The organism is Kocuria sp. NBRC 114282, from assembly GCF_030268385.1.
GTDB lineage: Bacteria > Actinomycetota > Actinomycetes > Actinomycetales > Micrococcaceae > Kocuria > Kocuria palustris.
The window spans coordinates 481,292-495,587 of record NZ_BSQO01000001.1; the positions used below are offsets into that span (position 1 = coordinate 481,292).

The following is a 14,296-nucleotide window of genomic DNA, read 5'->3' on the forward strand; positions in this document are numbered from 1 at the left end:
TGTCGCTCATCGGCCGCGCAGCGGCCGGAGGCGGATCAGCGGATCACACGTACTTGGCGTCGGCGCCGCGGTTGGCGGCCTCCGCCTCGCGCACGCGCTTGCCCAGCTCGGGGTGCACGTTCTCCCAGTACTGGAAGGCGCGCTCCTTGATCGTCTCGTCCTGGACGTCGCCCACGTGCCCGGCGATGTTGTCCACCAGGATCTGCTGCTCCTCGGCGTCCATGACCTCCGAGTACAGCTTGCCGGGCTGCGAGAAGTCGTCGTCCTCGGCGCGCAGGGTCGCGGCGGCGCGCACCATCTCGCCGTCCGTCTCCCAGCGCATCTCGTCGGCCGGCTTGACGCCCTGGCCGGCGACGGGGCCGCCGGCGGTGTTGGGCGCGTAGACCGGCTGGGTCGGGGCCTTGAAGGTGTAGCGCATGGGGCCGTCGTGCGAGTACGAGTTGTTCTCGGCGTAGTGCGGGTAGTTCACCGGCAGCTCCGCGAAGTTCGCCCCGATGCGGTGACGGTGCGTGTCCGGGTAGGAGAACACGCGGGTCATGAGCATCTTGTCCGGGGAGATCTCGTGGCCGGGCACGGTGTTGCCCGGGGAGAAGGCCGCCTGCTCGATCTGGGCGAAGTAGTTCAGCGGGTTCTGGTTCAGCACGAACCGGCCGATCTTCTTCCGCGGGTAGTCCTTGTGCGAGAGCGTCTTGGTGACGTCGAACGGGTTGACCTTGTAGGTCTTGCCGTCCTCGTAGGGCATGATCTGCACCTCGACCGACCAGGCCGGGAAGTCGCCCTTCTCGATGGAGTCGTAGAGGTCGCGGCGGTGGGCGTCGGCGTCCTGGCCGGCGATGTGCGCGGCCTCCTCGCCGGTGAGCCCCTCGACGCCCTGCTCGGAGATGAAGTGGTACTTCACCCAGAAGCGCTCGCCGGCCTCATTGACCCACTGGTAGGTGTGCGAGCCGTAGCCGTTCATGTGGCGCCAGTTCTTGGGGATGCCGCGCGAGCCCATGAGGTAGGTGACCTGGTGGGCCGACTCCGGGGACTGGGTCCAGAAGTCCCACTGCATGGTGTTGTCGCGCAGGCCCGAGCCGGGGAGGCGCTTCTGCGAGTGGATGAAGTCCGGGAACTTGATGCCGTCGCGGATGAAGAAGATCGGGGTGTTGTTGCCCACGATGTCGAGGTTGCCCTCGGTGGTGTAGAACTTCAGCGCGAAGCCGCGGGGATCGCGCCAGGTATCGGGCGAGCCCTGCTCGCCGGCGACCGTGGAGAAGCGGGCCAGCATGGGCGTCTTGGTGCCCTTCTGGAAGACCGCCGCACGGGTGTACTCCGAGACGTCCTCGGTGATCTCGAGCTCGCCGAAGGCGCCGCCGCCCTTGGCGTGCACCACGCGCTCGGGGACGCGCTCGCGGTCGAAGGCCGCCAGCTTCTCCACGACGTAGGTGTCGTGCAGGGCGATGACGCCGTCGGGGCCGCCGCTCGTCAGCGAGTGGGCGTCCGACTGGACGGGCTTGCCCAGCTGATCGGTCGTGAACTCGCCGGTGGGGCGCAGTCCGTCTTCGTAGATGTTCTTCTCGGCCACGGTGTTCCTCCTGTGAGGTGATCTTGCGATGGTCGTCGATCCGGGCGCCGCGCTTGACGCGCCGCCCCTGCGACGGCCCGGGTCAGCCAGCAGCAGCGACCGCTCCGGGGGTCTGTGGGGCGGCTTCCGCTGCTGCGGCGGCCTCGGCCGCACGACAGCTGCGGCAGATGCCGCGGTAGAGGACGTCGGCGGAGAGCAGCTGCATGCCGAGGTCATCCGAGGGTCTCAGGCACGGCGCGGCGCCGACCGCGCAGTCGACGTCCTCCACCTGCCCGCAGCGCACGCAGTAGGCGTGATGGTGGTTGTCGCCGGTGCGGGTCTCGTAGAGGGCGGGTCGGCCCGGGGGCTCGAACTTGCGCAGCATCTCCAGGCTCGTCAGGTCCGTCAGCACGACGTACACCGACTGAGTGCTGATGCTGGGCAGCTGACCCCGCACGAGCTCGGCGATCTGCTCGGCCGAGCTGTGGGGGTGGTCCTGGACTGCGGCCAGGACGGCCAGGCGCTGACGGGTGACCCGGCGCCCCTGGGCTCGCAGCTGTGCGCTCCAGTCCTCGCTGGTCACGACGCGGCCCTCGTGCGGCGGGTACCCGTGGGTCTCCGTCTCGAGTGCTGATGTCCTCATGGTCCCGAGTGTAGCGATAATTCTGAGAAACTCACAAGAACGGCATGTCCTGCATCACTCGTCTCGGGGAGGCGACGACGCTGATCTGCGGTGATGCGAACGCATATGTCTCTTGCGGCGCCGTCATCCGACTGGCCCCGCGCGTCGGCCTTGCCTATCCTCAGGTGCAGATCGCCGCGTCCCCTCCGGGAGGGCCTGATGCGGTTCGGCGGCCTCGACGCGAGCGCCCGCACACGGGGGCGGACTGCGCCTCCTGGCGGATGCATCCGTTTGACGAACAGGGCTGAAGAAGCCGCCTCCCACGTCCGAGCACCGAATGCGCCCCATGAACCCCCATCACGAGAATCCTGCGGACAGCGAGCCGGAGGCGACGAGCCACGAGCCCGCCTCCGGGCACGAGCCGCGCCCTCAGGACGGGGCGGAGGCCGGCCCGGGCCCGCAGACGCCTTGGTCCGCTGCCGACGATGCCGGTGCGGCCGCCGCACCGATCGCCCCCGCAGACCTCGAGTCCCCGCAGGAGGAGTCCGCGGCCCCCGAGGATGAGGCGATCGCCGATGAGGCGCTGCTGGATTCGGCTCGCGCCGGCGACGAGAGCTCGTACGCCGCGCTCTACGAGCGGCACCGCTCGACCGCGCTGAACGTCGCGCGCATGCACACCCGCAATGTGCACGACGCCGAGGACCTGGTCTCCGAGGCCTTCGCCCGCATCCTCAGCGTCCTGCGCCGCGGCGGCGGCCCCCGCAAGTACATGCGCAGCTACCTGGTCACCACCATCGGCCGTCTGGCGGTCGACCACGGCATGGCGGCCGGCCGCGTGCGCCCCTCGGAGGACGAGGCCGAGCTGGATCGACCCGAGGAGTTCGACGACGTCGTCGTGCGACAGTGCGAGGCCGCCGTGGTGGCCACGGCCTACGGCTCGCTGCCCGAGCGCTGGCAGGCCGTGCTGTGGCACACCGAGATCGAGGGCATGAAGCCCGCGGCGGTGGCCGAGGAGCTGCAGATCAGCCCCAACGCCGTCTCTGCCCTGGCCAAGCGGGCCCGGCAGGGCCTGCAGAGCGCCTACCTGCAGGCGCAGGTCTCGGCCGAGGCCACCGACGCCTGCCCGGAGTACGCCGGCGAGCTGGGCGCGTTCGCCGCAGGGACCCTGGCCTCCCGGCGCCGCGCCAAGCTGCAGCAGCACCTCGACGCCTGCCCGCGCTGCACCGCCGAGTACCTCCAGCTCGAGGACGTCGGCGTGGGTCTGCGCGTCTGGATCCTCCCGGTGCTGGCGGCGCTGCCGCTGTGGGGCACCGAGTCCAAGGTGCTCACCGCGATCCTCGCCTCCGGCACGGGCAGTGCGCTCGCCGCAGGGGCCGGCGGGAGCTCCGCCGGGGGATCTGCGGAGGTATCGGGCGGTTCCGGCCAGGCCCCCGCAGACCCTTCAATGCTGACTCCGGCACCCGCCGACGGCGCAGTCGCCGCAGGCTCCGCGACAGCCGCAGGCTCAGCGGGCGGCGGCTCCGCCGGTGGGGCAGGCTCGGCGAGCGAGGGCGGCAAGCTCGGCATGGGTGCGGACGTGGCCGGCGGCATCGGGTTGAAGGTCGCGGTCGGCGTGGTCGCTGCGGCGGCTGCGGTCTCGCTCGTCGGCCTGGGCGTGTCCACGCTCGTCCGCCATGACGACGGCGGCGCCAGCGCCATCGGGGGACTGCCCTTCCCCGCGGGCGAGGGCGAGGTCGACAGCAGCGACGAGCAGAGCGGCGACGGCGAGGGTGACGGCGACGGCCGTGGCGGCGATGACGGCGCGGACTCGGGCGGCTCCCTGTTCGGGGACGCTGCCGGCGATGCCGGCGCTGACTCGGCGCCCGGCGGCGGAACCTCCTCGGCGGATCCGGCCGATGCGTCGGACAGCGCCGACCGGCTCGCGGCCTTCGGTCCGGCCGACCAGGCCGATGACCAGAGCGCTGGCAACGGCGCGGACTCCGGCAGCGAGGCCTCGGCCGAGGACAGTCGGGCAGGAAACGGGGCGGACTCCGGCGCCGCCGGCGACGCCGCTGCCGGCGGTGCTGATGACGGAGCCGATCGGCCCGCGAGCGGCGGCGGCTCCGGCAGCGGTGCCTCCGGCAGCGACGGCGGGGTGTCGGGCGGTACGGGGGGCGAAGGCGCCCCCGGCGGCTCGAGCAGCGGAGAGGCCTCCGGCAGCGGCAGCTCCAGCGGCGATCCCGGTTCGAGCGGCACGACCGATCCGGCTCCGCAGCCCGCTCCCACCGGCGAGCCCGCACCGGAGCCGGAGTCCACCCCCGAGCAGACCACGGATCCCACCGAGCCGGGGGACCGGGAGAGCCCTCCGACCACCGACGACTCGACCGATCAGGCCACGGACGCGGAGTCTGCGGACTCCGGCCAGTCGGACACGGACGGCACGACTCCGGGCAGCGGCAGCTCCAGCGGCGATCCCGGTTCGAGCGGCACGACCGATCCGGCTCCGCAGCCCACTGCCACCGGCGAGTCCGCATCGGAGCCGGAGCCCACCCCCGAGCAGACCACGGAGCCCCCCGAGCCGGGGGACGGGGAGAGCCCTCCGACCACCGACGACTCGACCGATTCCACCGACCAGTCGGACACGGGCGAGGAGTCTGCGGACTCCGACCAGCCGGCCACGGGCGGGGAGTCTGCGGACCCCGACCAGCCGGACACGGACGGCACGACTCCGGGCAGCGGCAGCACGGACCCGAACCAGCCGCCGACCGAGGTGGCCGGCGGCACCTGGGTGTGGGTCCCGCGCAGCGAGTGGTTGTGGCTGTGGCAGGTCCTGTGGCCCGGCGTGGCCGGATACTGGGAACTGTCTGCGGAAACGGTGGCCTAGGGAACATCCCCACGGAGCCTGCCGGTTCAGACCGGTGAACGAGGGATCGCTCGCATCGCCCGGCAGCTGCCGGCCCGAGGGGCCGCAGGCAGCTTCCGCGCGCCGAGTGCGGCGTGACCGACCCGACGTACGAGAGGAAGAGGCCTCGCATGCACCGACATTTCAACGGGCTGAAGACCGCAGCGCTGCTCGGGGGGATGTGGGGCCTGCTCGTGCTGATCGGGTACGGCATCTCGCTGAGCACGGGCAGCTCGATCTTCATCCTCCTCTTCGCGCTGATCGGGCTGGCTTCCACGGCCTACAGCTACTGGAACAGCGACAAGCTCGCGCTGCGCTCCATGCACGCCGTCGAGGTCAGCGAGCAGCAGGCGCCCTGGCTGTACGCCACGGTGCGCGAGCTCTCCGATCGCGCCGGACAGCCCATGCCCCGGCTCTACGTCTCGCCCACCTCGAGTCCCAACGCCTTCGCCACCGGCCGCGACCCCAAGAACTCCGCGGTGTGCGTCACGGAGGGGATCCTGCAGCTGCTCAGCGAGCGCGAGCTGCGCGGCGTGCTGGGCCACGAGCTTCAGCACGTCTACAACCGGGACATCCTCACCTCGTCCGTGGCTGCGGCGATCGCGGGCATCATCACCTCGATCGCGCAGTTCCTGCAGTTCACCGCGATCTTCGGCGGGCGCGGGGGCGACGAGAGGGGCAACCCGCTGGCGGCCCTGGCCGTCGCCTTCCTGGCCCCGGTGGCCGCCTCGGTCATCCAGATGGCGATCTCGCGCACCCGGGAGTTCGACGCCGACGAGGACGGCGCCCGGCTGACGGGCGATCCGCTGGCCCTGGCCAATGCGCTGAACAAGATCGAGAACGGAGTCAACGCCAGGCCGCTGCCGGCCGATGACCAGAGGGTGGTCAACACGTCGTCCATGATGATCGCGAACCCGTTCCGCGGCGGCGGACTCTCCCGGATGTTCAGCACGCACCCGCCCACGGCCCAGCGCATCGAGCGCCTGCAGGCCATGCTCCACGAGGGCTGAGCCGACACGACGAAGGGGCGCCGTCGCAGCCGAGATGCTGCGACGGCGCCCCTTCGTCGTTCGCCAGGGGGCGGCGGTGGGGGACTATCAGCGGAAGTTGATGAACTGCAGGTCGACGTCCAGGTCCTTGCCCTTGAGCAGCGCGATGGTCTCCTGGAGGTCGTCGCGGGACTTGGACGAGACGCGCAGCTCGTCGCCCTGGATCGTGGCCTTGACGCCCTTGGGGCCCTCATCGCGCACGATCTTGGTGATCTTCTTGGCGTCGTCCTGGGCGATGCCCTCCTTGATGGTGGACTCGATCCGGTACTCCTTGCCCGAGGCGAAGGGCTCGCCGGAGTCCAAGGACTTCAGGGAGATGCCGCGCTTGGCCAGCTTGGACTGGAAGACGTCCAGCACGGCCTTGGCCCGCTCCTCGGAGTTGGCCTTGATGAGGATCTTCTCGCCGGAGAAGTCGATCTCTGCGCCCACGCCGCGGAAGTCGTAGCGCTGGGCGACCTCCTTCTGCGCCTGGTTCATCGCGTTGGAGACCTCCTGCTTGTCGACCTTGCTCACGACATCGAAGGTGGAATCGCTGGCCATGGTGCTCCTCCTGGGGCTCTTCAGGGTCATCGACGGGGTCGTCGGACGCATTGCTCGGCAACAAGTCGCAGCAGTTGCCTGGAAATTCCGGTCGACGACGGGGCCGTCGCCCGCGTGATCACGGGCCTCTGGGCTCCAGTCTAGGGAGTCGTGATGAATCCGTGATGCTCTCCACCGGGTTCGCACAGGTGAACGGCCGAGCATGGAGGCATGAATCTGATCGACAGCCCCTCGAGTCGCAGCGCCGCGATCGCGAGCTCACGCCTCGGCGGAAGCACCGCTGGCTCCGACCCCCGCCTGGAAGGGGTGGCGGAGGAGCTGGCTCAGGCCGTCTCGCGCGGAGACGTCTCCCGCGAGCAGGCCGATGCCTTTCTCGGCCGCCTGTCCGCCCGCGTCTCAGCGCCCTAGGCCGGCGAGCTCTGACGGAGCGGGCGAGCACTGGCCTCGTGCCGGGATTTGGCCGCAGGCCGGTGCTTCGCTAAAGTAGCGGTGCTCCCGCACAGGGAGCATCTCCGGCATCGGCTCGTCCGGTGCGGTCGCGGCAGATTACCCGAGCGGCCAAAGGGGGCTGACTGTAAATCAGCTGGCACTGCCTACGGGGGTTCGAATCCCTCATCTGCCACACGCGTCCTGCTGTGCAGGACCAGGAAGGCGCCCCGGACCACACGGTCCGGGGCGCCTTCTCGCATCTGCGGCTCCGGGCGCCCCGGCAGGTCCCTCGTCGGCCCTCGCGGGAAGGGGTGTGTCCACCGACGGCGAACCGCCGCTGACGCGCGAGGCCGCGGTCCGTAGGGTGGCGGCCATGGCTACCGTTGAGATCACGCAGGAGAACCTGCAGGAGACCCTCACCCAGAACGACATCGTCCTGCTGGACTGGTGGGCGGACTGGTGCGGGCCCTGCAAGCAGTTCGCACCCACCTTCGAGGCGTCCTCGGAGAAGCACCAGGACGTCGTGCACGGCAAGATCGACACCGAGGACCAGCAGATGCTGGCCGCCTCCGCCCAGATCAGCTCGATCCCCACCCTGATGGCCTTCCGCGAGGGCGTGCTCGTCTTCTCGCAGGCCGGCGTGCTGCCCGAGTCCGGGCTGGACCAGGTCGTCGAGGCCGTGAAGGGCCTGGACATGGAGGAGGTCCACAAGCAGGTCGCCGAGCAGCAGGCCGCTGCGGAGTCCGGCGACGACCAGCAGAGCTGAGTCCACCCGCCAGGCACCGACACCCCAGCGCAAGGGCGTCTCCCCCGAAGGGAGGCGCCCTTCGCCGTGTCCAGGCCGGATGGCCTCGACCGGCGCGCAGGCAGCTCCGGAGACCGCCCTGCAGCGCCTGGAGTCAGTGCTCGCGGTGGTCCTCGGGGGACAGCCGCGGCCCCATGCGCTGGGCCCGCCACTGCGAGGCGTGCAGCAGCCGCACGACGCGCTGACGGTGCCCGCGCCAGGGTTCGAGCAGCTCGAGCATGCGGGCGTCGTCGCCCCGGCAACCGTCGAAGAACTCGGTGACGTGATGCGCCAGGTGGTAGTCGGCCACGCTGACGCGATCGGGATCGCCGTGCGTGACCTGAAGGGTCTCGGCGACGGTCCACGGGCCCACGCCGGGCAGGGATCTCAGCGCGCGCTCAAGATCCTCATCCAGCGGGCGGCGGTTCCAGCGGGCCAGCGCACCGGCCCGGGCGGCGATGAGAGCCATGGTCCGCGAGCGGGCGGGATCGACCCCTGCTCGGTGCCAGGCCCAGGACGGGATCGCCCGCACCTGCTGCGGGGTCGGTGCGACCGCCATGCCGCGCGGTGCGGGACCCGGGGCTGCGTCCCCATGGGCGCGGGCCAGCCAGCGCTGCTCGCGGATGGCCTCGTGCCCGGTGACGCGCTGCTCGAGCACCGCGGCGCACAGAGCCTCGAAGAGCCGCCCGGTGGAGATCAGGCGCATCCCCGGGCTGTGATGCCGGGCCTGACGCAGGGAACTCGGCAGGGCGTCCCAGTCGGGGGAGTCCTCGAACGCGGACCAGTCGTCGCGGGCCCCGCACCACAGGGGAGCCTCGTCCAGGAAGCCCCGCGCTCCGGGGCCCCAGGCGTCGACGAGGATGTCCCGGCGCAGGAGGTCGCCGTCCCCGGCGCGGGTGAAGCGCGCGGTGAGCGGGGCGCCGTCGACCCGGGCGGTGATCCAGGCCTGCTGCGGGGAGGGGACCTGCGCGGTCGTGTGCTGCGCCCCGCGCGCCAGCGTCCCCAGCGACTGCGCCAGGTCCACCGGCCCCGGCGGGCTCCAGCGCCGACGATGTTCGCCGGCCTGCGCTGTCCCGTCCTGGACCGCGCCGCGAGGGCGAGCGGGGGTGCTGCGTGCGAGACCGGCGGACATGGCGCTGATCGTGGCACAGCGGGGCGACAGCACAGCCGCGGCGGTGCGGCCGCCCGAGTGTCTCTGCTCACGATGGCCTGCATCCCCGGTCGAGCAGCGGAGGCGTGGGTTAGGGTGGATCGACCCTTCCGGTCACATCCCTGGATCTGTCTGTCGTGCACCGACGTCTTCTCGTCGGTGATCGGCGGCCGCCTCAGGCCGCTGGAATCCCGTCGCCTCCACCGTCGAGCCTCGGCTCGCACCGCGCTTCGAACCGCGCGGACCCAGCGACGCAGGACGCCTTCTGCACTCGGGGAGCACCGGAGCCATGTGCAGCCACTTCAGACGACCGCTCCTCCAGCGGCGCCTCGTCGTGCGCTCGATCCCGTGAGGAGCTCGGATGAGCGAGAACGCCCCCGACCAGAACACCCAGGACACCACCCCCACCTTCGCCGAGCTCGGCATCGACGCCCGCGTGCTCGCAGCGCTCGAGGCCATCGGCTACGAGAAGCCCTCGCCCATCCAGGAGGCGACCATCCCGGTCCTGCTGGAGGGCCGCGACGTCGTCGGCATGGCGCAGACGGGCACCGGCAAGACCGCGGCCTTCGCGGTCCCGGCCCTGTCGCGCCTGGCCGAGCTGGCCGATCTCAACGGCCCGTCGACCTCCACGCAGGTCCTGGTGCTGGCCCCCACCCGCGAACTGGCGCTGCAGGTCGGCGAGGCCTTCGCCTCCTACGCCGTCCAGCTCGAGGACTTCACCGTCCTGCCGGTCTACGGCGGCTCCTCCTACGGTCCGCAGCTGGCCGGGCTGCGCCGCGGCGCCCAGGTGGTCGTCGGCACGCCGGGCCGCGTGATCGATCACCTCAAGCGCGGCTCCCTGAAGCTCGACGACCTCCAGTACCTCGTGCTCGACGAGGCCGACGAGATGCTGCGCATGGGCTTCGCCGAGGACGTCGAGACGATCCTGTCGCAGACCCCCGAGGACAAGCAGGTCGCCCTGTTCTCCGCGACCATGCCCCCGGCGATCCGCAAGATCGCCCAGCGCTACCTGCGCAACCCGCAGGAGATCTCGGTCAAGGCCAAGACCTCCACCGCCACGAACATCCGCCAGCGCTACCTGCAGGTCATGGGCGCCCACAAGCTCGAGGCCATGACGCGCCTGCTCGAGGTCGAGGAGCACGACGGCATCATCGTCTTCGTGCGCACCAAGGCCGCGACCGAGGAGGTCGCCGAGAAGCTGCGCGCCCGCGGCCATGCCGCCACCGCGATCAACGGCGACATCCCGCAGCAGGCCCGCGAGAAGTCCGTGGAGCAGCTGCGCAGCGGCAAGATCGACATCCTGGTCGCCACCGACGTCGCCGCCCGCGGACTGGACGTGGAGCGCATCTCCCTGGTCGTGAACTACGACATCCCGCACGACACCGAGTCCTACGTCCACCGCATCGGCCGCACCGGCCGCGCGGGCCGCTCGGGCGATGCGATCCTGTTCATGACCCCGCGCGAGAAGTACCTGCTGCGCGCGATCGAGAAGACCACGCGCCAGCCGGTCGAGCAGATGCCCATGCCCTCGGTCGAGGACGTGAACCGCACTCGCGTCGATCAGTTCGGGCAGTCGATCACGGACACGATCGAGACCCAGGATCTCTCGGCCTTCCGCGAGATGGTCACCGCCTACGTCGAGGACCACGACGTCGACCCGCTCGAGGTCGCCGCGGCCCTGGCCGTGATCTCGCAGGGCGACCAGCCCTTCTTCGCCCAGGAGCTGCCCGAGCCCAAGCGCAAGGAGCGCGATCGCGGCGAGCGCTCGGAGCGCGGCGGACGCACCCCGCGCTCCGAGGAGGGCAAGGCGACGTACTGGATGGCCGTGGGCCACAAGCACCGTGCGCTTCCGGGCTCGATCGTCGGCGCCCTGACCAACGAGGGCGGGCTCAAGGGCTCGGACATCGGCGCGATCGAGATCAAGCCGTCGTTCACCCTGATCGGGCTGCCGGACGATCTCTCCCGCGCAGACCTGGACCGCCTGGGCGCCATCGAGATCAACGGCCAGCGCCTGGACATCCGCCAGGACCGCGGCCCCAAGTCCAGCGGCGCGCGCAGCGACCGCGGCGATCGCGGCGGCTACCGCGGCGACGACCGCCGCGGAGGCCGCTCGGCCCGTCCCGAGCACAGCGGCGGCCACAAGAAGTTCACGGGCGGCCGGAAGGGCTCGCAGCGCCACGGATCGCGCTGATCGTAGAAGGCGGGCCTGCGTATCGTGTGAGTCATGACAGCAGAGCCCGCCGCCGCCCGGGGCGGCGCTGTGCTCCGGCAGCTGACGTCGGTGCGTGGACGGGCCCTCGTGGTGGTCGTGACCATCACCGCTCTGACGGTGCTGGCGATCGGCGCGGCCACGCACTGGGTCCGCTACGGCCAGCTCGAGGCCTCGGTGGCCCAGGGCACCGAGCAGGAGGCCGGGGAGCTGCAGCGGCTGCTCGATCGCGGCCCCGCCTCGGCGGAGGCCGATGCCATGGCCGGCCCGCCTGCCGAGACGGCACCGGAGGACGCCTTCGACAGCCGGTTCGACAGCGTCGAGCACCTGCTGTGGACGTTCATGTCCACCTCCGTGCCGGCCCCTGACGAGGTCATCGTGGGGCTGGTCGACGGCGAGGTCCGCTACACCTACGACGGCCCGGCCGGCGAGGGCCTGAGCCACGACGTGATCGAGGAGGTCGTGAGCGAGCACGGCCAGCCGGACCGCACGGTCCACACCATCGGACAGCACGACGGCCGCGACATCGGCTTCGGGCTGATCCACGTGGACATCGACGGCGATGCGTCCGAGGGCTACCTGGTCGTGGCCACGGACATCACGCAGGGCCGCCAGGAAATCCTGGACTCATGGTGGCGCTACGTCATGATCTCCCTGCTGTTCCTGGTCGCCGCCTCAGCGGTGGCCTACTACCTGATCGGGCGCGTCACCGCACCGATCTCGAGGCTGCGCGAGGCCACCGAGTCGATCTCGGTGAACGATCTCTCCGGCCGCGTGGAGGTGCCCAGCCAGGATTCGGACGTGGCTCACCTGGCGGAGAACTTCAACGGGATGCTCGACCGCCTCCAGGAGGGCTTCGAGGAGCAGCGCCAGTTCCTGGACGACGCCGCCCACGAGCTGCGCACGCCGCTGACCATCCTGCACGGCAACCTCGAGCTGATGGACGAGCACGATCCGCACGACGCCGCCGAGACCCGCGATCTGATGCTCGACGAGATCTCGCGGATGAACCGCCTGGTCGATGACCTCCTGATGCTGGCCCGGTCGCGGCGCCCGGACTTCGTGCGCCCGGCCTCCTTCGAGGTCTCCGCCTTCCTGGACGACGCCTTCGCGCGGCTCTCGGCCCTCTCCGGGCAGCGCCGCTGGCGGGTCGACTCCCGCTGCGAGGGCCTGCTGGTGGCCGACCGCGAACGGCTCATGCAGGCCGTCATCCAGCTGGCCGCCAACGCCGTGAAGTTCAGCGCCGAGGACGACACCATCGCGATCGGCGCCTCCTGGGGCGAGCCCGACGACGGCGGCAGGCGGCTGCAGCTGTGGGTGCGCGACACCGGCGCCGGCATCGATGTGAAGGACCAGGCCCGGATCTTCGAGCGCTTCGGCCGGGCCTCGGCGGGGCGCACGGTCGAGGGCTCCGGGCTGGGCCTGGCCATCGTCGAGGCCATCGCGCGCGGGCACGGCGGGCGGGTCGCGCTGCGCTCGTCGCTCGGCGCGGGCTCTCAGTTCACCCTGATGCTGCCGGAGGGCGGGCCCTCGCCGGAGCCCGCCGAGACGCCGGTCGAATCTCTCTCCTGATCCCCTCATCTTCCTGTGCGAGCCTGCCCCGAGCGGGAGAGCCCCGCGGCAGTCACGACACCAGGAAGGGACCGGGAGATGGCCAACATCCTGATCGCGGAGGACGAGGAGCGGATCTCCCGCTTCATCCAGAAAGGGCTGCGCGCCTCCGGCTACGAGACCGCGGTCGTCGAGGACGGCGTCGAGGCCCTGGATCTGGCCAGCACCGGCGTCTACGACCTCCTCGTGCTCGACGTCGGACTGCCCGGGCTCGACGGCTTCCAGGTGCTCGCCGAGCTGCGCGCCGGCGGCTCCGGAATGCCCGTGATCATGTGCACGGCTCGGGACTCGGTGGAGGACACCGTGCAGGGCCTGGACTCCGGGGCCGATGACTACCTGGCCAAGCCCTTCCGCTTCGCCGAGCTGCTGGCGCGGGTGAAGGCGCGCCTGCGCCAGACGGGCTCCGCCGGGGACGACGGCAGGCTCACCGCCGGGAGCCTGACGCTGGACATCTCGCGGCGCTGCGCGTTCGTCCACGACCAGGAGATCGCCCTGTCGGCCCGCGAGTTCTCGATGGCCCAGGTGCTCCTCGAGAACACGGGCCAGGTGCTCACCCGCGACCTGCTGCTGTACAAGGTCTGGGGCTACGACTTCGAGGGCTCCTCGAACGTGGTGGACGTCTACGTGCGCTACCTGCGCAACAAGCTCGGGCCCGAGCGGATCATCACGGTGCGCGGAGCCGGCTACAGGCTCGCGGAGATCTGAGCCGATCGGCGCCGAGCGAGGCGGTCCTCATGCTCGTCTCACGTGCGGAGGCCATGGTGGGGACATGCGCATCCTCTGGTCCGCCCTCGCCCTGATCGTCGCCTCGATCCTCGCCGTCGCCCTGTGGGTCTCTGCGGGCCCTGCGGCCCCGGAGACCGAGGTCCTGCGCGACGGCGTCGGCAGCAGCGAGGATCCCGAGGACGGCGCCACGAGCGAGCCAGCCGAGGACGACTCCTCGTCCGCTGCGTCGCAGGATCCTTCTGCGGGCCCGTCGCATGAGGCCTCGGCGCAGCCGTCGTCGGAGCCGTCACGGGCGGAGGCCGCCTCGCAGTCGACCCGGGAAGGGCAGCAGCCGGCCGCGACGCCTGCTCCGGCCCCGGCGCAGGAGCCCGTCCCCGTTCCCGTTCCGCTCGAGCAGTCCCAGGGCTACGACGACGACTGGGACGACGACGCGGACGGCGACTACGACGACGACTGGGATGATGACTGAGTCGGCTCCGATTTCATGTCTCAGCCAGGTGTGCTGTACAGTATTCCGCGTTGCCCCGATAGCTCAGTGGTAGAGCGCCATCTTGGTAAGATGGAGGTCCCGGGATCGATTCCCGGTCGGGGCTCTCGAGATGAGGGCCCGCATCCGCGTCATGACGGGGATGCGGGCGTCATCGTCTCTCCTGGCGGTGTAGCTCAGCTGGTTAGAGCGCACGACTCATAATCGTGAGGTCGACGGATCGAGCCCGTCCACCGCTACGGAAGATGAAGCCCGTGATCCCCAC

12 protein-coding genes and 3 tRNA genes are annotated in these 14,296 nt (G+C 71.0%); 11 read left to right on the forward strand and 4 right to left on the reverse strand.

The features are described from left to right. Window positions 1-43: 43 nt before the first annotated feature. On the reverse strand, window positions 44-1,564 hold the full coding sequence (locus QSJ40_RS02175; protein WP_285728452.1) for a catalase: 1,521 nt from the start codon (window positions 1,562-1,564) through the stop codon (window positions 44-46). Between the two features lie 82 nt (window positions 1,565-1,646). Continuing rightward, window positions 1,647-2,186 carry a Fur family transcriptional regulator gene (locus tag QSJ40_RS02180; RefSeq protein ID WP_235444522.1) on the reverse strand — a complete coding sequence of 180 codons (540 nt, stop codon included), beginning with the start codon at window positions 2,184-2,186 and terminating at the stop codon, window positions 1,647-1,649. A gap of 325 nt (window positions 2,187-2,511) precedes the next feature. Here QSJ40_RS02180 and QSJ40_RS02185 point away from each other — a divergent pair, with 325 nt between their 5' ends. Together QSJ40_RS02185 and htpX are read left to right on the forward strand one after the other, a co-directional pair. Beyond that, on the forward strand, window positions 2,512-5,028 hold the full coding sequence (locus QSJ40_RS02185) for a sigma-70 family RNA polymerase sigma factor (protein ID WP_285728453.1): 2,517 nt from the start codon (window positions 2,512-2,514) through the stop codon (window positions 5,026-5,028). Between the two features lie 149 nt (window positions 5,029-5,177). Next, on the forward strand, window positions 5,178-6,056 hold the full coding sequence (gene htpX, locus QSJ40_RS02190) for a zinc metalloprotease HtpX (protein WP_024289893.1): 879 nt from the start codon (window positions 5,178-5,180) through the stop codon (window positions 6,054-6,056). An 87-nt stretch (window positions 6,057-6,143) separates the two neighbouring features. Here the strand turns inward: htpX and QSJ40_RS02195 are convergent, their stop codons facing one another. Beyond that, window positions 6,144-6,635: a YajQ family cyclic di-GMP-binding protein gene (locus tag QSJ40_RS02195; RefSeq protein WP_006215871.1), complete on the reverse strand. Its 492-nt coding sequence runs from the start codon at window positions 6,633-6,635 to the stop codon at window positions 6,144-6,146. A 210-nt stretch (window positions 6,636-6,845) separates the two neighbouring features. On the opposite strand from QSJ40_RS02195, the gene QSJ40_RS02200 reads away from it, so the two are divergent. The 3 genes from QSJ40_RS02200 (at window position 6,846) to trxA (ending at window position 7,830) form a co-directional block, all read left to right on the forward strand. Beyond that, window positions 6,846-7,043 (forward strand): hypothetical protein, encoded by a 198-nt coding sequence (locus QSJ40_RS02200; RefSeq protein ID WP_006215872.1) that lies wholly within the window; start codon window positions 6,846-6,848, stop codon window positions 7,041-7,043. Between the two features lie 132 nt (window positions 7,044-7,175). Then, window positions 7,176-7,257: transfer RNA gene (locus QSJ40_RS02205), tRNA-Tyr, on the forward strand. A 180-nt stretch (window positions 7,258-7,437) separates the two neighbouring features. Next, entirely contained in the window at window positions 7,438-7,830 is a 393-nt protein-coding gene (gene trxA, locus QSJ40_RS02210) for a thioredoxin (RefSeq protein WP_040560385.1), read from the forward strand. Between the two features lie 133 nt (window positions 7,831-7,963). On the opposite strand, the gene QSJ40_RS02215 is transcribed toward trxA, so the two are convergent. After that, on the reverse strand, window positions 7,964-8,980 hold the full coding sequence (locus QSJ40_RS02215; protein WP_235444521.1) for a DNA-3-methyladenine glycosylase family protein: 1,017 nt from the start codon (window positions 8,978-8,980) through the stop codon (window positions 7,964-7,966). 379 nt (window positions 8,981-9,359) lie between these two features. On the opposite strand from QSJ40_RS02215, the gene QSJ40_RS02220 reads away from it, so the two are divergent. The 6 genes from QSJ40_RS02220 to QSJ40_RS02245 all read left to right on the forward strand — a co-directional run bounded on the left by QSJ40_RS02220 (window position 9,360) and on the right by QSJ40_RS02245 (window position 14,270). After that, window positions 9,360-11,189, forward strand: coding sequence for a DEAD/DEAH box helicase (locus QSJ40_RS02220; protein WP_285728454.1), 1,830 nt, complete (start codon window positions 9,360-9,362; stop codon window positions 11,187-11,189). Window positions 11,190-11,222: 33 nt separating this feature from the next. After that, window positions 11,223-12,779: a sensor histidine kinase gene (locus tag QSJ40_RS02225; RefSeq protein WP_285728455.1), complete on the forward strand. Its 1,557-nt coding sequence runs from the start codon at window positions 11,223-11,225 to the stop codon at window positions 12,777-12,779. A 78-nt stretch (window positions 12,780-12,857) separates the two neighbouring features. After that, entirely contained in the window at window positions 12,858-13,523 is a 666-nt protein-coding gene (locus QSJ40_RS02230) for a response regulator transcription factor (protein WP_024289899.1), read from the forward strand. A gap of 64 nt (window positions 13,524-13,587) precedes the next feature. Beyond that, window positions 13,588-14,013 carry a hypothetical protein gene (locus tag QSJ40_RS02235; RefSeq protein ID WP_285728456.1) on the forward strand — a complete coding sequence of 142 codons (426 nt, stop codon included), beginning with the start codon at window positions 13,588-13,590 and terminating at the stop codon, window positions 14,011-14,013. Window positions 14,014-14,065: 52 nt separating this feature from the next. Next, window positions 14,066-14,137: transfer RNA gene (locus tag QSJ40_RS02240), tRNA-Thr, on the forward strand. Between the two features lie 59 nt (window positions 14,138-14,196). After that, window positions 14,197-14,270, forward strand: a tRNA-Met gene (locus QSJ40_RS02245). Window positions 14,271-14,296: the final 26 nt, after the last annotated feature.